The 18,872-nt window shown below is 55.2% G+C and carries 16 protein-coding genes and 2 pseudogenes; 8 read left to right on the plus strand and 10 right to left on the minus strand.

Translation table 11 applies throughout. The features are described from left to right. Positions 1-222 precede the first annotated feature (222 nt). On the plus strand, positions 223-1,908 hold the full coding sequence (locus G0034_RS13230) for an alpha,alpha-trehalase (protein ID WP_179120947.1): 1,686 nt from the start codon (positions 223-225) through the stop codon (positions 1,906-1,908). Positions 1,909-1,990: 82 nt separating this feature from the next. Here G0034_RS13230 and G0034_RS13235 read toward each other — a convergent pair whose 3' ends face one another. Beyond that, a complete protein-coding gene (locus G0034_RS13235) occupies positions 1,991-4,093 on the minus strand; it encodes a TonB-dependent siderophore receptor (protein ID WP_179120948.1) in 2,103 nt (700 codons plus the stop codon). A gap of 112 nt (positions 4,094-4,205) precedes the next feature. Then, complete coding sequence (locus G0034_RS13240) at positions 4,206-4,460, minus strand: GlsB/YeaQ/YmgE family stress response membrane protein (protein WP_014884251.1); 255 nt, start codon at positions 4,458-4,460, stop codon at positions 4,206-4,208. 207 nt (positions 4,461-4,667) lie between these two features. Here G0034_RS13240 and ycgR point away from each other — a divergent pair, with 207 nt between their 5' ends. After that, the gene (gene ycgR, locus G0034_RS13245) at positions 4,668-5,399 is read left to right on the plus strand and encodes a flagellar brake protein YcgR (protein ID WP_014884252.1); all 732 of its coding nucleotides are present in this window, start codon (positions 4,668-4,670) and stop codon (positions 5,397-5,399) included. Between the two features lie 37 nt (positions 5,400-5,436). Here the strand turns inward: ycgR and emtA are convergent, their stop codons facing one another. Continuing rightward, positions 5,437-6,048 (minus strand): membrane-bound lytic murein transglycosylase EmtA, encoded by a 612-nt coding sequence (emtA, locus tag G0034_RS13250; RefSeq protein ID WP_014884253.1) that lies wholly within the window; start codon positions 6,046-6,048, stop codon positions 5,437-5,439. A gap of 106 nt (positions 6,049-6,154) precedes the next feature. Here emtA and ldcA point away from each other — a divergent pair, with 106 nt between their 5' ends. Together ldcA and G0034_RS13260 are read left to right on the plus strand one after the other, a co-directional pair. Then, complete coding sequence (ldcA, locus tag G0034_RS13255; RefSeq protein WP_179120949.1) at positions 6,155-7,069, plus strand: muramoyltetrapeptide carboxypeptidase; 915 nt, start codon at positions 6,155-6,157, stop codon at positions 7,067-7,069. A gap of 130 nt (positions 7,070-7,199) precedes the next feature. Next, positions 7,200-8,833: pseudogene (locus G0034_RS13260) on the plus strand (potassium/proton antiporter); the annotation flags it as partial. Between the two features lie 3 nt (positions 8,834-8,836). Here the strand turns inward: G0034_RS13260 and G0034_RS23665 are convergent. The 3 genes and pseudogenes from G0034_RS23665 to G0034_RS13270 form a co-directional block, all read right to left on the minus strand. Further along, positions 8,837-8,938: pseudogene (locus G0034_RS23665) on the minus strand (hypothetical protein); the annotation flags it as partial. Between the two features lie 9 nt (positions 8,939-8,947). Then, positions 8,948-10,018: a catabolic alanine racemase DadX gene (gene dadX / locus G0034_RS13265; RefSeq protein ID WP_014884256.1), complete on the minus strand. Its 1,071-nt coding sequence runs from the start codon at positions 10,016-10,018 to the stop codon at positions 8,948-8,950. Between the two features lie 9 nt (positions 10,019-10,027). Continuing rightward, the gene (locus tag G0034_RS13270) at positions 10,028-11,326 is read right to left on the minus strand and encodes a D-amino acid dehydrogenase (protein ID WP_014884257.1); all 1,299 of its coding nucleotides are present in this window, start codon (positions 11,324-11,326) and stop codon (positions 10,028-10,030) included. Positions 11,327-11,647: 321 nt separating this feature from the next. Here G0034_RS13270 and G0034_RS13275 point away from each other — a divergent pair, with 321 nt between their 5' ends. Beyond that, positions 11,648-13,180 carry a SpoVR family protein gene (locus tag G0034_RS13275; RefSeq protein WP_014884258.1) on the plus strand — a complete coding sequence of 511 codons (1,533 nt, stop codon included), beginning with the start codon at positions 11,648-11,650 and terminating at the stop codon, positions 13,178-13,180. Between the two features lie 110 nt (positions 13,181-13,290). Here the strand turns inward: G0034_RS13275 and fadR are convergent, their stop codons facing one another. Beyond that, positions 13,291-14,010 carry a fatty acid metabolism transcriptional regulator FadR gene (fadR, locus tag G0034_RS13280; protein WP_014884259.1) on the minus strand — a complete coding sequence of 240 codons (720 nt, stop codon included), beginning with the start codon at positions 14,008-14,010 and terminating at the stop codon, positions 13,291-13,293. A gap of 199 nt (positions 14,011-14,209) precedes the next feature. Between fadR and nhaB the strand changes: the two genes are divergently transcribed. Together nhaB and dsbB are read left to right on the plus strand one after the other, a co-directional pair. After that, positions 14,210-15,748, plus strand: coding sequence for a Na(+)/H(+) antiporter NhaB (gene nhaB, locus G0034_RS13285; protein WP_179120950.1), 1,539 nt, complete (start codon positions 14,210-14,212; stop codon positions 15,746-15,748). Between the two features lie 143 nt (positions 15,749-15,891). Beyond that, complete coding sequence (gene dsbB / locus G0034_RS13290) at positions 15,892-16,422, plus strand: disulfide bond formation protein DsbB (RefSeq protein WP_032641201.1); 531 nt, start codon at positions 15,892-15,894, stop codon at positions 16,420-16,422. Between the two features lie 99 nt (positions 16,423-16,521). Here the strand turns inward: dsbB and ycgN are convergent, their stop codons facing one another. From ycgN to G0034_RS13305, 3 genes are all read right to left on the minus strand, one after another. Further along, a complete protein-coding gene (ycgN, locus tag G0034_RS13295) occupies positions 16,522-16,962 on the minus strand; it encodes a cysteine cluster protein YcgN (RefSeq protein WP_014884262.1) in 441 nt (146 codons plus the stop codon). A gap of 93 nt (positions 16,963-17,055) precedes the next feature. Then, positions 17,056-17,715 carry a fumarylacetoacetate hydrolase family protein gene (locus G0034_RS13300; RefSeq protein WP_179120951.1) on the minus strand — a complete coding sequence of 220 codons (660 nt, stop codon included), beginning with the start codon at positions 17,713-17,715 and terminating at the stop codon, positions 17,056-17,058. Between the two features lie 46 nt (positions 17,716-17,761). Next, entirely contained in the window at positions 17,762-18,037 is a 276-nt protein-coding gene (locus tag G0034_RS13305) for a YcgL domain-containing protein (protein WP_014884264.1), read from the minus strand. A gap of 123 nt (positions 18,038-18,160) precedes the next feature. Between G0034_RS13305 and minC the strand changes: the two genes are divergently transcribed. Beyond that, entirely contained in the window at positions 18,161-18,868 is a 708-nt protein-coding gene (gene minC, locus G0034_RS13310; RefSeq protein WP_014884265.1) for a septum site-determining protein MinC, read from the plus strand. Positions 18,869-18,872: the final 4 nt, after the last annotated feature.

Here is an 18,872-nt window from a genome sequence, read left to right on the forward strand (position 1 = left end):
ATATTTTAACGTGCAATATATATGATTATTTAAAGGCATAATTCTTTTAATTTCATTTGCACAACAAATTTCTCCCGACAGACCTGGACGGGCGAAGCGGTAAATTGTCTGGTTCTGCGCAAAATGGGATATTGAACACGCGAAGCGGGCGATATTCGTCTAAGGTTTTCAGGTGATTGATAACAGCGGTCACGCTGCTGAGCGAATACAGGAGACGAACAGATGATAAGACCTCGCACTTTACGCCCTGCTCTTTTGCACCTCGCGCTGGGAGGCGCGCTGCTCGGTGCGACGACATTGAGTTATGCTGATGAACAGCCTGCGTTCCAGAAAAATTCCCCCGATATTTTACTTGGCCCTCTCTTTAATGATGTGCAAAGTGCCAAACTGTTTCCCGATCAGAAAACCTTCGCTGATGCCGTCCCCAAAAGCGATCCGCTGATGATCCTGGCGGATTACCGGATGCAGCACACCCAGTCCAGCTTTGATCTGCGCCACTTTGTAGAGATGAACTTCACGCTGCCTGCGGAAGGCGAAAAGTATGTTCCGCCCGCAGGACAAAGTTTACGCGAGCATATTGACGACCTCTGGCCCGTACTAACGCGTACCACCGATAAAGCCAGTAATAAATGGGATTCCCTGCTGCCGTTACCGAAGCCTTACGTTGTGCCCGGCGGACGCTTCCGCGAGGTCTACTACTGGGACAGCTATTTCACCATGCTGGGTCTCGCGGAAAGCGGCCACTGGGACAAAATCAGCGATATGGTGGATAACTTCGCCTGGGAGATTGATACCTTTGGACATATCCCCAACGGCAACCGCAGCTACTACCTGAGCCGCTCCCAGCCGCCGTTCTTCTCCATGATGGTGGAACTGCTGGCGACGCACGACAGCGATGCGCTAAAGAAATATCGCCCGCAGATGGAAAAAGAGTACGCCTACTGGATGGAGGGCGTCGATTCTCTTCAGCCAGGGCAAGCTAACCAGCGCGTGGTGAAGCTGGATGACGGTTCGGTGCTCAACCGCTACTGGGATGACCGCGATACTCCGCGCCCCGAGTCCTGGCTTGACGACGTCAATACCGCCAAAAACAACCCTAACCGACCCGCGACTGAGATCTACCGTGATTTGCGCTCCGCAGCGGCCTCGGGCTGGGACTTTAGCTCTCGCTGGATGGACGATCCGCAAAAACTCGGCACGATCCGCACCACCAGCATCGTGCCCGTCGATCTGAACGCACTGATGTTTAAAATGGAAAAACTGCTCGCGCGGGCAAGCCAGGAGGCAGGCGACAGCGCCGCGGCGAGTAAATACGAGGCGCTGGCAACCGCGCGTCAGAAAGCCATCGAGAATCACCTGTGGAATGATAAAGAGGGCTGGTATGCCGATTACGACCTCAAGAGTAAGAAGGTGCGTAATCAGCTTACCGCGGCCGCTCTCTTCCCGCTCTACGTGAAGGCGGCGTCGCAGGAGCGTGCCGATAAAGTTGCCGCGGCGACCTCCGCGCGCCTGTTGAAACCGGGCGGCATTACCACCACCACTATCAACAGCGGACAGCAGTGGGATGCGCCAAACGGCTGGGCTCCGCTGCAGTGGGTGGCGACGGAAGGGTTGCAGAATTACGGGCAGAATAAGGTGGCGATGGATGTCACCTGGCGCTTCCTGAAGAACGTGCAGCACACTTACGACCGCGAGAAGAAACTGGTGGAGAAATATGACGTATCAACAACCGGTACGGGCGGCGGCGGTGGCGAGTACCCGCTGCAGGATGGGTTCGGCTGGAGTAATGGCGTGACGCTGAAAATGCTGGATCTGGTCTGTCCGAAAGAGAAACCGTGTGACAGCGTACCGGAAAATCAGCCTGCGGCGAATGACGAGGCGGCGCCGGTGAAAGCGACGGCGCAGTAAGTAGGTATTGCCGGGTGGCGGCTACGTCTTACCGGGCCTGCGTTGGGTTTGCAGGCCCGGTAAGCGCAGCGCCACTGGGCAGTCAGAAGCTGTAGCTCGCCCCTAGCTGATACGTCCTGTCACGCCCAATCCAGCAGTTGGTTGCGTCGTAGCAGGTCAGCGTCTCTTTATTGGTGATGTTCTGCATACTCGCCTTAAGCGTCAGTCCCGCCAGCGAAGGCAGGATTTCGCCCATCCGGTACGAGGCCGCCAGATCGTACTGCGTGGTGCCGCCCAGTTTATCCGCATCGTTAGCCGGTGAAATTTCCATCGGACCGGTGTAGCGTGCCCCAGCCCCCAGCATCAGCCCTTTCAGCGGCGTACTCTCGAAAGTGTAGTCCCCCCACAGATTGAAAGCGTTCTCCGGCACCTGAGTTGGACGTTTACCCTGGTATTTATCATCTTCGGTATTGATCGCATGGGTGTAGGCATAGTTGGCAATCAGCGTCAGGTTGTCCGTCGGACGGCTGATGGCGGAGAGCTCTGCCCCTTTGGATTCCACTTCCCCGGTCTGACGATAATTCAGGAAGCCCGGATCGGAGGTGACAACGTTTTTCTGCCGGATGTTAAACACCGAGGCGGTAAAGGTGGTGGCGTATTCAGCCAGCAGATATTTTACCCCGCCTTCCACCTGCTTGCTGGTGGTCGGTTTGACGTCTTTTGCCGTAAGCGTTCCCTGCGGTGACACCGGTGCAAAACCTTCGGAATAACTGATAAACGGTGAAATACCGTTATCGAAGGCGTAAAGCGCGCCCAGACGTTTGGTGACGCGGTCCTGCGACACCCAGGCTTTATCCCCGTTTTTCAGGTAATCGGTGGTGACGGAGCGGTAATCGTCGTAGCGCAGGCTACCCAACAGATTTAAGCCACCGAATTCCACCTGATCCTGCAGGTAGTAACCGTTCTGCTGATAGCTGAGGCGATTCTTCTGGGCGGTGTAGAGCCCCAGTGCGCCTTCGCTGATTTGCGCATAGTCAGGATCGCGCATATCCATGCCTGGCGTGGCCGATGCGTAACGATAGTGGAAATGAGAGTTCATCTTCTGATAGTCAAACCCGGCCAGCAGATGGTGCTGCCATTCACCCAGCGCAACGGTTTTCGTCACCTGGTTGTCGATGTTGAAGCTCTTAAGATCTTCAGCGGTGGTGTAAGCAAAGCGGTTGAGCTGATAAACCTCACTCCCCGTTCCTGTCGCATAGACGCTGCGCTGGTGGGTATCGACGTCAAAATAGCGCGCTTTCTGGTTAAAGCCCCAGCCGCTGTCAAACTCGTGTTCAAAGCTATAGCCCAGCATCCACTGGCGCTGCTTAAACCCACTCCATTCATCTCCGGCGTAATCACGGCGATCGGCATATTTCGAGCGCAGATAAGACAGCGGGAGCGGATTTGACGGCGTCAGGCTCGGGGAGTTTTGCGCCAGCGCATCCAGCGTGAGACGGGTTTTGCTGTCGGGCTGCCAGGTGACGGACGGGGCGACCAGGTAATTTTCATACCGGGTGGTGTGCGGCTGATCGTCATTCTCCGTCGCCTTGCCCAGCAGACGGTAATTCCAGTCGCTGTCGGCTATCTGCCCCGTTGAGTCGAGATAGCCCTCTTTCAGGTTGCGGTTACCGGTATTAAAACCGACCTCCGTTCGCGCTTCCCGCTGCGGTTTTTTACTTTGAATATTCACCAGCCCGCCCGGCGAACCACCGCCGTAAAGCACCGATGAAGGCCCTTTCAGGATATCGACGCTGTCAATCAACAGCGGATCGATACGAGCCTTGGTATTGCCGGTGACGTTATAGGGCAACTGCAATCCGTTATAGAACTCCTGATCGACGGTAAAGCCACGAATTTTGTATTCGCTCATGTAGGAGGTATTACCGCGCACTTCGGTTGAGACGCCCGGGGCATAGCGCAGGATTTCATTCACGGAGTTCGCATGACGCTTTTCAATTTCCGGGGCAGAAAGCGTATTGATGACCTGGGGCGTTTTACTTTCGGCAACGGCCGATTTCGTGGCGCTGTTCGTCCAGGCCGGCAGCGCGCTGCCCTGCTCTGAGCCCGTGACGACGATGGTAGATTCTTCGGCGAAAGCCTGGACCTGCAATGCCAGCGTGACGGCACCGGCCAGAGCGCATAACGTAAAACGTGAGGAGTTCATAATGTCGTCTTATTGTTAGATGCAATACGGAACGACAATTATTATCATTTCGATTAACAAATCAAGATTCAGGCAAAAAAAACGGCCCTCCGCAGAGAGCCGCTATGTCATTTTAGGCTCGTCGCAGTAACCTGAATATGCCCAGCACAACAATGGCGCCGACGACAGCAACGAGGAAACTGTGCATGTCAAAACCACTGATATTGCCTCCAAAGCCAAACATCGTCGCCAGCCAGCCGCCCACAACCGCACCAACAACCCCGAGAACACAGGTCAAAATGAAGCCGCCGCCATCGTTTCCCGGCATGATGAGTTTAGCGATAGCGCCAGCGATAAGACCAAAGATAATCCAGGCGATGATACCCATAGCGATGCCCTCTTTCAGGTTTAACGCATGTGCAGAAAACCTTCTGCGCAGCTAAGGTAAGTATAGGTCATCAGCATAAAACCATTTTCCTCTCACCGACTTATCTTGCGTGCAGCAATAAAAAAAACTCACCGGTTTGTATTAAGTTTGAGTGTGGATTGCCGATAACGCTCAGACAGTCTGTCATTAATCAAGGAGCCATCCGGCGTGAGTCATTACAGTGAGCAGTTCCTCAAGCAAAATCCGCTGGCTGTATTAGGGGTATTACGCGACCTGCAAAAAGGCGAAGTGCCGTTGCGCATCAGCTGGTCAAATAATCAGTTTATCAGCAAGATCCTTGACGTTTCGCAGGAGCGACTGATTGTAGACTTGGGCAGCCAGGAGTATGAAAACCGCGCTGCGCTCAGAGCGGAACATATTGCGGTGATGGCCGAAACCCATGGAGCCAAAGTGGAGTTTGTCCTGCCGCGACTGGAACTGAGCGAATATCAGGGACTTCCCGCTTTTGTGACCCCTCTTCCGGGCAACCTCTGGTTTGTCCAGCGTCGTGAATACTTCCGCATCAGCGCCCCGCTTCACCCTGCCTATTTTTGTAAGGCCAAAATGCCGGACAAAAAAGAGCTTCGCTTCCGTCTCTTTGACCTGTCGCTGGGCGGTATGGGCGCGTTGCTGGATTCAGCGAAACCGGACGGACTGGTAGAAGGCATGCGTTTTACCCAAATTGAGCTCGATATGGGCGGCTGGGGTCGCTTTTATTTCGATGCACAGCTGATTGCCATCAGCGAGCGCACGGTGGTGGACAGCAAAAACGAAACGATTACCACGCCGCGTCTGAGCTTCCGTTTCCTGAACGTCGGGCCAGGCGCTGAGCGCGAGCTGCAGCGTATTATCTACTCGCTGGAGCGTGAAGCACGGGAACGTGCAAATAAAGTCTTGTGAAAAAATCGGGCAGCGCAACCGCCGCCCGTTTGCGGCATTACATGGCATCCATCGCTTTCTGTACTTTCCAGATATAACGAGGCGCCTGTGGTGCCGGATGATTTTTCGCGACATGCTCGACGAACTCATCTTTGTCCATGCCGTTGATCTCGTCTATCGCCTCTTTGCGGTCAGAGGAGAAAGTTCTGAGCAGCGCCCCTGCACCGTTCACGTATGAGACCACCAGCGCGTATTGCATCACTTCCGGATCCTCGATGCCCTTAAGCACGCCATGTTCCAGAATGCTCAGATACGCGGTACCCATGGAAATGTTGCGTTCCGGGTTCTTCAGCTCGCTGGTCGACGGCTGTCCGCTCCAGCCCATGTAGCGGTAGACCTCTCTCCCCGCCGTTGAAGCCTTAAGCTGCATCAGTCCCACCGCGTTGGATTTGCTGACGAGCGTAGGATTACCGCCGGACTCCACCGCAATAATCGCGGTGATCAGACGCGGGCTCACGCCCCAGGCCTTCCCGGCTTGTTCACTGATTGGCATCCACTGCATAGCCCGTTTCACCGGCACTTCCGGGTTCCAGGGCGGGTTTTGATAATCATGTTTTGAACTACAGCCAGCCAGCAGCACAATCAAAAAAGCAAACCATCTCAATTTCACGTCATCTATCCTTATAGCCGGTCATCGCGGTGCGCCGCCCTTGAAGCAGGCAGCGTATACGCGGCATGATATAGACAATTAGTTTCTCATTCAGCAAGGAATTGCCATGTCTCAGTTTCATCTCATCGCGCCGTCGGGCTACTGCATTAACCAGGACGCGGCACAGCGGGGCGTTCAGCGCTTACTGGAATCTGGCCATCAGGTAGAAAATCAGACAATTATCCCCCGCCGCCAGCAGCGTTTTGCCGGAACGGAAGCGCAGAGGCTGAATGATATCAATAGCCTGGTGAGTCTGAAGGGTAAGGATCGCATCGTCCTTGCCGTGCGCGGCGGCTACGGGGCGAGCAGGCTGCTGGAGAGCATTGACTGGCAGGGCCTGGCGCAGCGCCAGCAGCAGGATCCGCTGCTGATTTGCGGCCACAGCGATTTCACCGTCATCCAGCTAGGTCTTCTGGCCCTGCATAATGTCATCACGTTTAGCGGCCCAATGCTGGTCGGTAACTTCGGCGCGCCAGAGCTGGATGCGTTTACCATGGAACACTTCTGGCGCGCGCTGCGTAATCCTGCCTACAGCGTGGAGTGGCAAGGCAATGGACCGCACTGGGAGTGTGAAGGCCAGCTCTGGGGCGGAAACCTGGCGATGCTGGTCTCGCTCATCGGCACGCCGTGGATGCCGGATATCGAAGACGGCATTCTGGTGCTGGAAGATATCAACGAACATCCGTTCCGCGTCGAGCGCATGCTCTTGCAGCTCTATCATGCCGGTATTCTTGCGCGTCAGTCCGCGATTGTGCTGGGCAGCTTTAGCGGCGCTGCCCCCAATGACTATGACGCGGGCTACTCGCTGGAAACCATGGTCGATTTCATCCGCTCCCGGCTGGACATTCCCGTCATCACCGGGCTGGATTTCGGCCATGAGCAGCAAACCGTTACTCTTGCGCTGGGGGCGCACGCCAGGCTGAAGCATGATGATGGCGGAAGCCTGCTCACCATCAGCGGCCATCCGGTCATAAAGGGGTAAAAAATCCGTTAAACCGCCTTAATAAAACGCTGTTACCGACGTTAATATGTTAGGGTTTTAGTAACAGCGTTAACATTGAGGTGGGAGTAAGAGAACATTGGATGCCGCAGCGATAATCAGCCTTTTCATTTTGGGTTCTGTCCTTGTAACCAGCAGTATTTTATTAAGTTCATTTTCATCGCGTCTCGGCATACCTATTCTTGTTATTTTCCTTGCTATCGGCATGCTGGCTGGCATTGATGGCATCGGCGGTATCCCATTCGATAACTACCCTTTTGCCTACATGGTGAGTAACCTCGCCCTGGCGGTGATCCTGCTTGACGGCGGCATGCGTACGCAGGCGAGCTCCTTCCGTGTGGCCCTGGGGCCTGCGCTTTCACTTGCCACGGTCGGCGTGTTAATTACCTCTGGCCTCACCGGGATGATGGCTGCGTGGCTTTTCCATCTGAATATCATGGAAGGTTTGCTGATTGGCGCGATTGTCGGCTCAACCGACGCGGCAGCCGTGTTTTCCCTGCTCGGTGGAAAAGGGCTTAACGAACGTGTCGGCTCAACGCTTGAGATTGAATCCGGCAGTAACGACCCGATGGCGGTGTTCCTGACCATCACGCTGATCGAGATGATTCAGCAGCACGAGACCGGGCTGAGCTGGATGTTTGCGTGGCATATCCTGCAGCAGTTCGGCCTGGGGATACTGATAGGTCTGGCGGGGGGTACCTGTTACAGCAGATGATTAACCGCATCTCGCTCCCCTCGGGGCTGTACCCACTGCTGGCGCTGAGCGGCGGGATCCTGATTTTTGCCGTGACCACCGCTCTGGACGGCAGCGGTATTCTCGCGGTCTACCTCTGCGGATTCCTGATGGGTAACCGCCCTATCCGCAACCGTCACGCTATTTTGCAAAACTTCGACGGTCTTGCCTGGCTGGCACAAATCGGCATGTTCCTGGTGCTGGGCCTGCTGGTTACGCCCTCGGATCTGCTGCCGATTGCCATTCCGGCGCTGCTGCTGTCTGCGTGGATGATCTTCTTCGCCCGTCCGCTGTCGGTGTTTGCCGGTCTGCTGCCGTTTCGCGGCTTCAACCTGCGCGAGCGTGTCTTTATCAGCTGGGTGGGCCTGCGTGGCGCGGTGCCGATCATCCTTGCCGTCTTCCCGATGATGGCCGGGCTGGATAACGCACGACTGTTCTTTAACGTGGCGTTCTTCGTGGTGCTGATTTCACTGCTGTTCCAGGGGACGTCGCTCGGATGGGCGGCGAAAAAAGCCAAAGTGGTGGTCCCGCCCGTGGGCTGGCCGGTGTCCCGCGTGGGGCTCGATATTCATCCGGAGAACCCGTGGGAACAGTTCGTCTATCAACTGAGCGCCGACAAGTGGTGCGTAGGGGCATCGCTGCGCGATTTGCACATGCCGGCCGAAACGCGTATTGCCGCGCTGTTTCGCGATAATGTCCTGCAACACCCTACCGGCAGCACCCGGCTTCGCGAAGGGGATATTTTGTGCGTGATTGGCCGCGAGCGCGATCTGCCCGCGCTGGGCAAGTTGTTCAGCCAGTCGCCTCCGGTGGCGCTGGACCAGCGTTTCTTCGGTGATTTTATTCTGGAAGCCAGCGCCAAATTTGCGGATGTGGCGCCGATTTACGGTCTGGATGAAGGTGCTGAAGACGGTGATAACCAGCAAACGCTGGGCGAAATCATCCAGCAACGACTTGGCGCTGCGCCGGTCGTCGGCGATCAGGTGGAATTTGCCGGGATGATCTGGACCGTTGCCGAAAAAGAAGATAACGCGGTGCGGAAAGTCGGTTTGCGGCCGATGGAAGAGGACGCAGAGTAGCGGGTTTATGCCGGGTGGCGGCTGCGCCTTACCCGGCATAAGAACACGTTACACCGTTACAACCGGCACTCTCGGCGCCAGGGCGCACATGAGTTCATACCCCACCGTTCCCGCCGCCGCGGCCACGTCATCAATTTTGACTTCATTGCCCCACAGCTCAACCGGTGAACCGATGCCCGCCTGCGGACACGGCGTGAGGTCAACCGCCAGCATATCCATTGACACGGTCCCCACCGTGCCCGTACGGACGCCGTCCACCCAGACAGGCGTACCGGTTGGCGCGATGCGCGGATAGCCGTCGGCATACCCGCCTGCCACAATACCAATTCGCTGTTCGCCCTGCGCCCGGTAGCGGCTGCCATAGCCCACCGTGTCGCCCGCCTTCAGCGTCTGCACGCCGATTATCTCACTGCGTAGCGACATCACCGGCTTCAGGCCGCTGTTGGCGATATCCTGCCATTGACCGGACGGGGATGCACCATACAGAACGATCCCCGGACGCACCCAGTTATAATGCGCTTCGGGATGCCAAAGCGTCGCCGCAGAGTTCGACAGCGAGCGCGGACAGTCCAGCCCTTCTGCCGCCTGCTCAATGCGGACCATGGCATCGGCAATGCCGTCCGGTTTTTCCGCATCGGCAAAGTGCGCCATCAGCGTCATTTCGCCCACATTTTTCAGGGCGCGCAGCTGTTGCCAGACCGTATGCACCCGCTCAGGCTGAAAGCCCAGACGGTTCATGCCGCTGTTTACCTTGAGATAGATATCCAGCGGCGCGTGGAGTTTTGCATCCTGAATCGCTTTAATCTGCCAGTTGCTGTGAACGCTGGTGGTCAGACGATACTTATCCAGCAACGGCAGATCCTCGGGATGGAAGAACCCTTCCAGCAGCAAAATCGGCCCTTTCCAGCCGCGTTCGCGCAGCAGGATAGCCTCTTCCAGATTGAGCAACGCAAAACCGTCGGTGGCGCTGAGCGCGCTCCAGATACGGTCAATACCGTGGCCGTAGGCATTCGCTTTGACTACCGACCAGACGCGCGAACCAGGTGCTGCCCGGCGAACAATTTGCAGGTTTTCCTTCAGGGCCTGCAGATCCAGCTGAGCCAGAACAGGACGGGACATGACAACTCCTTAGTTATGCGCGCCGTGCAGATGTTGTGGACGCGATGGCGTGAACCCTGATTGATAGCGCGCCGCACTTAAATCGTCAAATGGAATGGCTGGCGTGCGCCCGGAAATCAGGTCGCTCAGCAGCTGGCCGGATCCGCAGGCCATCGTCCAGCCCAGCGTGCCGTGTCCGGTATTGGTCCACAAATTTTTAAACGGCGTACGGCCAACAATCGGCGTACCGTCCGGGGTCATCGGACGCAGACCGGTCCAGAATGTCGCCTGCTCAACAAAGCCCCCGCGCGGGAACAGGTCCCCCACCACCATCTCCAGCGTTTCACGACGCGGCTGCAGGAGGTCGGTGTTGAAGCCGACAATTTCCGCCATGCCGCCCACGCGGATGCGGTTATCGAAGCGGGTAATGGCGATTTTGTAGGTTTCATCCAGGATGGTTGATACCGGGGCGCCGCTCTCTTCTTTCACCGGAATGGTCAGCGAGTAGCCCTTCAGCGGATAAACAGGAATATCGAGAATGCCTTTCAGCATGGCGGTGGAGTACGAGCCAAATGCCATCACGTAGGCATCCGCTTTGATCACCTCGTCGCCACACTTCACGCCGTAAATTTTTTCCCCTTCCGACAGCAGCTTGTCGACAGCGGTGTTAAAGCGGAATTTCACCCCCGCCTGCTCGCACATGTGCGCCAGACGCTGGGTAAAGAGCTGACAGTCGCCGGTTTCGTCATTAGGAAGACGCAGGCCGCCCGTCAGTTTATGCGCCACTTCCGCCAGGGCAGGCTCCACCTGCCCCAGCTGGCTGGCCTCCAGCAGCTGGTAAGGTACGCCGGCATCTTCCAGCACGGCGATATCGCGGGTGGCGTTTTCATACTGTTGCGCGGTGCGGAACAGCTGCAGCGTGCCGCCCTGACGGCCTTCGTACTCAATGCCGGTCGACGCGCGCAGGGTCTTAAGACAGTCACGGCTGTATTCCGCCAGGCGCACCATGCGCCCTTTGTTTTCCATGTAGTGGCGGGTATCGCAGTTGCGCAGCATCTGCCACATCCACTTCAGCTGGAACGGCGTGCCATCAAGGCTGATGGCCAGCGGCGCATGGCGCTGGAACATCCATTTGATCGCCTTCAGCGGTACGCCAGGGGCTGCCCACGGCGCCGCATACCCCGGAGAGATTTGCCCGGCATTCGCCGCACTGGTTTCAAGCGCCGGGCCGGATTCACGATCGATAACGGTAACCTCATGTCCTGCCTGACTTAAATACCAGGCGCTGGTTACGCCAACGACACCACTTCCCAGTATGACAACACGCATAGCCACTCCATAATGTGCAAAAGAACAATCTTCTAATTACAGATTGATAACCTAGTTGAAAATATTATTCAACATACGACTTTTTTATGGTGACTTGCCTCACACATCCCCCAGTATCAGGCGACGGTGCTAATTTGGGATCTCATGCTGAGCTTTATTTTTAACCAGCATAAAATGCTGAAGGAATCGCTTTTTTTGCCGTATCAAAAACGGGAAATCGCAAAGAAAAAATTTCTTGTCGGGCACGCTTTTTAACACGTTGATCTATGCTTGAAAGGAGGCTCTCCAGACAGAGAGAGCACCCACAACGAGGGCGCGCTAATGGCTACTATTGATTCCCTGAACAAGGACAACACACGTCTGAGCGATGGACCCGACTGGACCTTCGAGCTGCTGGATGTCTACCTCGCCGAAATCGACCGGGTGGCAAAACTGTATCGCCTGGATACCTATCCCCATCAAATTGAAGTGATTACCTCTGAACAGATGATGGACGCTTACTCCAGCGTCGGGATGCCGATCAACTATCCGCACTGGTCGTTTGGTAAAAAATTCATTGAAACGGAGCGCCTGTATAAACACGGTCAGCAGGGGCTGGCGTATGAGATTGTGATTAACTCCAATCCGTGTATTGCGTATTTAATGGAAGAGAACACCATTACCATGCAGGCGCTGGTGATGGCCCACGCCTGTTACGGCCATAACTCGTTTTTCAAAAATAACTATCTCTTCCGAAGCTGGACGGATGCCAGCTCCATCGTTGATTACCTGATCTTCGCGCGTAAATACATCACCGACTGCGAAGAGCGTTATGGCGTGGATGAGGTGGAGAAACTGCTCGACTCCTGCCACGCCCTGATGAACTACGGCGTGGACCGCTACAAACGCCCGCAGAAAATCTCCCTGCAGGAGGAGAAAGCCCGACAGAAAAGCCGCGAAGAGTATCTGCAAAGCCAGGTGAACATGCTGTGGCGCACCCTGCCGAAGCGTGAGGAAGAGAAAGCCGTCGCCGAGACGCGTCGTTATCCCTCCGAGCCGCAGGAAAACCTGCTCTACTTTATGGAGAAAAACGCCCCGCTGCTGGAGCCGTGGCAGCGTGAGATCCTGCGCATCGTGCGCAAGGTCAGCCAGTATTTCTATCCGCAGAAACAGACGCAGGTGATGAACGAAGGCTGGGCGACATTCTGGCACTACACCATCCTCAACCATCTGTATGACGAGGGGAAAGTGACCGAGCGGTTCATGATGGAGTTTCTCCACAGCCATACCAACGTCGTGTTTCAGCCGCCTTATAACAGCCCGTGGTACAGCGGGATTAACCCGTATGCGCTTGGCTTTGCGATGTTTCAGGACATTAAGCGTATCTGTCAGTCGCCAACGGAAGAAGACAAGTACTGGTTCCCGGATATCGCCGGTTCAGACTGGCTTGAAACGCTGCATTTTGCGATGCGCGATTTTAAGGACGAGAGCTTTATCAGCCAGTTTATGTCGCCGAAGATCATGCGTGATTTCCGCTTCTTCACCGTGCTGGACGATGATCGTAACAACTACCTGGAGATTTCTGCGATTCATAACGAAGAGGGGTACCGCGAGATCCGCTCACGGCTCTCTTCTCAGTACAACCTGAGCAACCTTGAGCCCAATATTCAGGTCTGGAACGTCGATTTACGCGGTGACCGTTCTCTGACGCTGCGTTATATCCCGCACAACCGCGCGCCGCTGGATAAAGGACGTAAAGAGGTGCTGAAGCATGTTCACCGCCTGTGGGGCTTTGACGTGCAGCTGGAACAGCAGAATGAGGACGGCAGCGTAGAACTGCTGGAACGTTGCCCTGCGCGGTTGAATACGTTGTAATGTTTTTTGCCGGGTGGCGGCTACGCCTTACCCGGCCTACGGGTTTTGTAGGCCCGGTAAGCGAAGCGCCACCGGGCGAAAAAAAACCTCTCACTTGAGAGGTTTTTCTTTCAGCGACTCTGAATCGCTAAATCGCCCGGCAGCGTTTTTTGCATGCGATGCCAGATTTCACCGGAATCATGACCGTAGCGACGCACGGTTTCATAAACCTGATCGTGCAGCCCTTCAGTGCAGAGTTTGCTGAGCTTATGGTAGAAACCCAATGCCAGACTGCGCGCTTCGGGATTGGCAAAGTAGTGACGACCAATGCGGGTATAGAGCCCTTTCATCCCGTTGAGGATAAGACCGTAAATCGGGTTGCCGGAGGCAAACGCCAGACCGCGGAAGACGTTGTAATCGAGGGTGGCAAAGGCATCGGCATGATCTTCGACCTCGTTTGCGCTGGCCAGCACTGCAAGCGCATCTTCCGGGTGCTGACGGAAAGCGGTACGAATAAAGATCGTCGCGATGTTGGTACGCACGGAGAGCAGATTATCAATGAGCTGCGGTACGCTTTCGTGGTCGAGGCGCGCCAGCGTTTCAAGAATGTTCAGCCCCGAGGTTTCCCAGAAGTTGTTTACTTTTGTTGGCTTGCCGTGCTGGATCGTCAACCATCCATCACGCGCCAGTCGCTGAAGCACTTCACGCAGAGTGGTGCGAGTGACGCCAATCAGTTCAGAGAGTTCGCGTTCAGCCGGAAGAATGGACCCTGCAGGGAAGCGATTATTCCAGATGCTTTCAATGATGTACTCTTCCGCGAAACCCGCCGGGCTCTGCGCCTTAATGACCATAGTGAGATTTCCATTACACAGCTTTAGCAAATTGCACTCATCATACCAGAGGCATGCAGCGGCAGGTAGCGCGGTAAAGAGAGAAAAGAGGGATCGCCGTTTCATTTTATGAAATTTACAATGCTCGCTTATCCGTCGCCGGGCCGCAATTTTGCGTATACTGATGTTTTGTTTTACGTGACGGGGAAGGACGTCTGTTGTGGAAATTTCTTTTGGGCGCGCGCTGTGGCGCAATTTTTTAGGTCAGTCTCCTGACTGGTACAAACTGATACTGCTGGTTTTCCTGGTCGTTAACCCCCTTATTTTTAGCATGAACCCGTTTATCGCCGGATGGCTGCTGGTGGCGGAGTTTATCTTCACCCTGGCAATGGCGCTAAAATGTTACCCTCTGCTGCCTGGCGGTCTGCTGGCTTTTGAAGCAGTGGTCATCGGGATGACGTCCGCTGAGCATGTAAAAGCAGAGCTGGCGTCAAATCTGGAAGTGCTCCTGCTGCTGATATTTATGGTGGCCGGGATCTACTTTATGAAACAGCTGCTGCTGTTTATCTTCACTCGCCTGTTGCTCAGCATTCCGTCTAAAACGGTATTGTCGCTGGCGTTTTGCCTTGCTGCTGCCTTTCTTTCGGCCTTCCTGGATGCCCTGACCGTTGTTGCGGTGGTGATCAGCGTCGCCGTCGGGTTTTACGGGATTTATCACCGCGTGGCCTCGTCCCGCCCGGGCGAAGACTTGCAGGATGACAGCCACGTTGAGGCGCATAACCGTGAGGTGCTGGAGCAGTTCCGCGCGTTTCTGCGCAGTCTGATGATGCATGCTGGCGTAGGGACTGCGTTGGGCGGCGTGATGACCATGGTGGGTGAGCCGCAAAACCTGATCATCGCCAAAGCGGCTGAATGGCATTTTGGCGAGTTTTTCCTGCGCATGGCCCCCGTGAGCGTGCCTGTCCTTATCTGCGGGTTAGCAACCTGCATTCTGGTCGAAAAGTTCAGGGTATTCGGCTACGGCGCGCAACTGCCTGAGCCGGTCCGCAGTGAGCTGCATAAATTTGACGAGCAGAGCCGCAAACAGCGCACCCGGCAAGAGACGCTGCGTCTGATTGCGCAGGGTATCATTGGCGTCTGGCTTATCGTCGCGCTGGCGTTGCATCTTGCAGAGGTTGGGTTGATTGGCCTCTCCGTCATTATTCTTGCGACCACCTTTAGCGGCGTAACGGATGAGCATGCTATTGGCAAAGCGTTTACGGAAGCCCTGCCATTTACCGCGCTGCTGGCCGTCTTCTTCGCGGTTGTGGCGGTGATTATCGATCAGCATCTGTTTGCCCCCATAATTACCTTTGTGCTGCAGGCTGCACCAGACGCGCAGCTTACGCTCTTCTATCTGTTTAACGGCCTCCTGTCGTCCATCTCCGATAACGTCTTTGTCGGGACGGTCTACATCAACGAAGCCAAATCCGCGATGGAAGAAGGCATTATTAACGCAGGACAGTTTGAGCTGCTGGCCGTGGCCATCAATACCGGCACTAACCTGCCGTCGGTAGCGACGCCAAATGGACAAGCCGCCTTCCTGTTCCTGCTGACCTCTGCCCTTGCGCCACTGATACGTCTTTCTTATGGAAGAATGGTCTGGATGGCGCTGCCCTATACGCTGGTACTCACAATTGTGGGATTGCTTTGCGTCAAAATTACCCTCATTCCCTGTACGCAATGGCTGATACAAGCGGGTATACTTGCGGCGCACTAAATGAGGCCTCTCGGGCAGTTCGCTGCCCGTTTGCCTTTTCGCACGATAAACATCCGATTACGTTTTATTTCGTCAGGTACAGGTGGCGCGAAAAACGAATTCGTTTACACTGCGCTTTCTAAGCATGTTCCAGGGAAATGATTATGTTGAGATTTTTAAACCAGTGCTCTCGCGGTCGCGGAGCGTGGTTGTTGATGGCCCTGACCGCCTTTGCGCTGGAAATGGTCGCGCTGTGGTTCCAGCATGTGATGGGGCTGAAACCCTGCGTGCTCTGTATCTACGAGCGCTGCGCCCTGTTTGGCATTATGGGTGCGGGCCTGGTAGGCGCCATCGCCCCGAAATCGCCGTTGCGCTACGCGGGTATTGCAATCTGGCTGTACAGCGCCTGGAAGGGAATTGAACTCTCCTGGCAGCACACCATGATGCAGCTGCATCCGTCACCGTTTATGACCTGTGATTTTGCCGCCCGCTTCCCGAGCTGGCTGCCGCTGGATAAATGGCTGCCGCAGGTGTTTGTCGCATCCGGTGACTGCTCTGTCCGTCAGTGGGAATTCCTGACGCTGGAGATGCCACAGTGGCTGGTGGGGATTTTTGTCGCCTACTTCGTCGTGGCGTTGCTGGTGCTGATTGCCCAGCCGTTCAAGCCGAAGAAACGTGATTTGTTCGGAAGGTAAAAGCAAAACGGCAACGTCAGTTTTGTAGGTCGGGTAAGCGCAGCGCCACCCGACACAACAGCGCACAATAAAAACCCCGCCTCGGCGGGTTTTTTATTGTCACCGATTAGGGTGATTCATAATATGGTCTTCCCAGTCCCGCACCTCGGACTCTTTCACCGCGATGTGGCGCACCGAAATGCGCTCGCCGTGCATCGCCGCTTTCGAACCGGTCAGCAACGGATGCCAGTCTGGTAACCCTTTCCCTTCCGCCAGCAGGCGATACGCGCAGGTATGGGGCAGCCATTCAAAGGTGGGCAGATTATCACGGGTTAACTTGATGCAGTCCGGCTCAAATTCGAACCGACGTTCATAGTTGCGGCACTGGCAGGTTTTAATGTTCAACTGCTTGCAGGCCACGTTTGTGAAGTAGATTTCGTCCGTATCTTCATCCATCAGCTTATGCAGGCAGCACTGCCCGCAGCCGTCGCACAATGATTCCCATTCCGCGTCAGTCATGTCGTCAAGAGTTTTGCTTTGCCAGAAAGGGATGTCGTTCATCAGGATGTCCACACGTCAAAAGAAAGCGCACCTTATAACGAGTCTGGCACGTTGTTGCAAGTTTTGCCGCCCTCTTCAGGCGGCAAGATGTGGTTACAGCACGCGGGTTTTCAGCGACAGGCCGTTAAAACCGACCTCCAGCTCATCGCCGCTGAGGAGCGGGCCAACCCCTTCAGGCGTACCGGTCAGGATCACATCTCCGGGTTTCAGGGTGAAGAAGCGGCTCATGTAGGCGATCAGCGGCACAATCTTATGGATCATGTCCGCGGTGGTGCCCTGCTGGCGGATCTCGCCGTTAATCTTCAGGCTGAGCGGCGTGTCCTGCGGATCGCCGGTAAATTCGCTCACCGGCACAAACGCCGAGATGGGGCAGGAATTATCAAACCCTTTGGCTTTTTCCCACGGCTGCCCTGCTTTCTTCATTTTGCCCTGCACGTCACGCAGGGTGAGGTCCAACGCCACGCCGTATCCGGCAATCGCTTTTTTAACATGTTCTTCTGAGGCCTGGCGCAGCGTCGCGCCGATCAGCACCGCGAGCTCAACTTCGTGATGCACCGACCCCAGCCCCTGCGGCAACGCCAGCGGCTGGCGGATATCGCAAAGCGCCGTCTCTGGCTTAATAAACAGAACCGGCTCTTCTGGTGTTGCGCTGCCCATCTCCTGAATATGCTTTGCGTAGTTACTGCCCACGCAGACCACTTTGCTGACGGGATAATCCAGTAACGCACCTTGCCAGTTATGATGTTGATACATGCTCGACCCCTAATCGGTTGATGTGATGCGCCCGAAACAGCTGAGACTATTTTTTCCCGTTCGCCTCAAGGTGCTGTTTTAATAAATTCTCAGGCGGTGGTGGAAGCTGTAAATAATAGCCTTGCTCGGCTAATGCCGTTTTCACTTTATCCAGATCGGCATTGACCAGTTTCTTACGACCATCCAGCGGCAGCAGCATCGCCAGCTGTGGTCGGCCAAAGCTCTTCATTAATTCTTCAGGCACGCGTGAAAAATCGTCTTTCTTTTCGACATAAAGATAGGTCTGGTCACGGCTTGTACTTCTGTAGATCACACAAAACATGTTTTTACTCTGAATTAATGGGTGGTTGCTTGCCTCAATATACTCCTGACTATAACATGCCTGATACTCTTCGGAATATCGCAGCGAATGGTTGCGGTTAATAGCAAATTGAGTAAGGCCAGGATGTCAAACACGCCCATCGAGCTTAAAGGCAGTAGCTTCACCTTATCAGTGGTACATTTGCATGATGCAAAACCCGAGGTTATTCGTCAGGCGTTAGAAGACAAAATCGCGCAGGCTCCCGCTTTTCTGAAACACGCCCCTGTTGTTATCAACGTGAGTGGTCTTGAGGCTCCGGTTAACTGGAAACTTCTCCAGCAGGCCGTCTCCTCTACTGGCCTGCGAATTGTCGGCATCAGTGGCTGTAAAGATAGCGAGCTGAAAGCGGAAATCGACCGTGCCGGGCTGCCCCTTCTTAATGAAGGTAAAGAAAAAGCCCCGCGTGCAGCCTCTGCTGCCGTGCAGGCGCCCCCTCCTGTAGTGCAAAACGTTACTCCCGTCACAAAAACGCGAATGATTGACGTACCGGTTCGTTCCGGTCAGCGCATTTATGCACCAAACTGTGATCTGATTGTTACAAGCCACGTCAGTGCTGGCGCAGAGCTTATTGCAGATGGCAATATTCACGTTTACGGTATGATGCGTGGACGTGCGCTCGCAGGCGCAAGTGGCGATCGGGACGCGCAAATATTTTGTACTCACCTGACGGCGGAACTGGTGTCCATCGCAGGTGAATATTGGCTGAGCGACAAGATCCCAGCCGAATTTTATGGCAAAGCGGCTCGTCTGCGACTGGCAGACGACGCGTTGACCGTTCAACCGTTGAATTGATCCC

It is taken from the genome of Enterobacter sp. T2 (genome assembly GCF_010692925.1).
Lineage (GTDB): Bacteria > Pseudomonadota > Gammaproteobacteria > Enterobacterales > Enterobacteriaceae > Enterobacter > Enterobacter kobei.

Excerpts from the sequence above, each read along its gene's own strand:
- G0034_RS13230 (WP_179120947.1), top strand. The coding sequence starts at position 223 with ATGATAAGACCTCGCACTTTACGCCCTGCTCTTTTGCACCTCGCGCTG.
- G0034_RS13235 (WP_179120948.1), bottom strand. The coding sequence starts at position 4,093 with ATGAACTCCTCACGTTTTACGTTATGCGCTCTGGCCGGTGCCGTCACG.
- G0034_RS13240 (WP_014884251.1), bottom strand. The coding sequence starts at position 4,460 with ATGGGTATCATCGCCTGGATTATCTTTGGTCTTATCGCTGGCGCTATC.
- ldcA (WP_179120949.1), top strand. The coding sequence starts at position 6,155 with ATGTCTCAGTTTCATCTCATCGCGCCGTCGGGCTACTGCATTAACCAG.
- dadX (WP_014884256.1), bottom strand. The coding sequence starts at position 10,018 with ATGTCCCGTCCTGTTCTGGCTCAGCTGGATCTGCAGGCCCTGAAGGAA.
- G0034_RS13270 (WP_014884257.1), bottom strand. The coding sequence starts at position 11,326 with ATGCGTGTTGTCATACTGGGAAGTGGTGTCGTTGGCGTAACCAGCGCC.
- G0034_RS13275 (WP_014884258.1), top strand. The coding sequence starts at position 11,648 with ATGGCTACTATTGATTCCCTGAACAAGGACAACACACGTCTGAGCGAT.
- fadR (WP_014884259.1), bottom strand. The coding sequence starts at position 14,010 with ATGGTCATTAAGGCGCAGAGCCCGGCGGGTTTCGCGGAAGAGTACATC.
- dsbB (WP_032641201.1), top strand. The coding sequence starts at position 15,892 with ATGTTGAGATTTTTAAACCAGTGCTCTCGCGGTCGCGGAGCGTGGTTG.
- ycgN (WP_014884262.1), bottom strand. The coding sequence starts at position 16,962 with ATGAACGACATCCCTTTCTGGCAAAGCAAAACTCTTGACGACATGACT.
- G0034_RS13300 (WP_179120951.1), bottom strand. The coding sequence starts at position 17,715 with ATGTATCAACATCATAACTGGCAAGGTGCGTTACTGGATTATCCCGTC.
- G0034_RS13305 (WP_014884264.1), bottom strand. The coding sequence starts at position 18,037 with ATGTTTTGTGTGATCTACAGAAGTACAAGCCGTGACCAGACCTATCTT.
- minC (WP_014884265.1), top strand. The coding sequence starts at position 18,161 with ATGTCAAACACGCCCATCGAGCTTAAAGGCAGTAGCTTCACCTTATCA.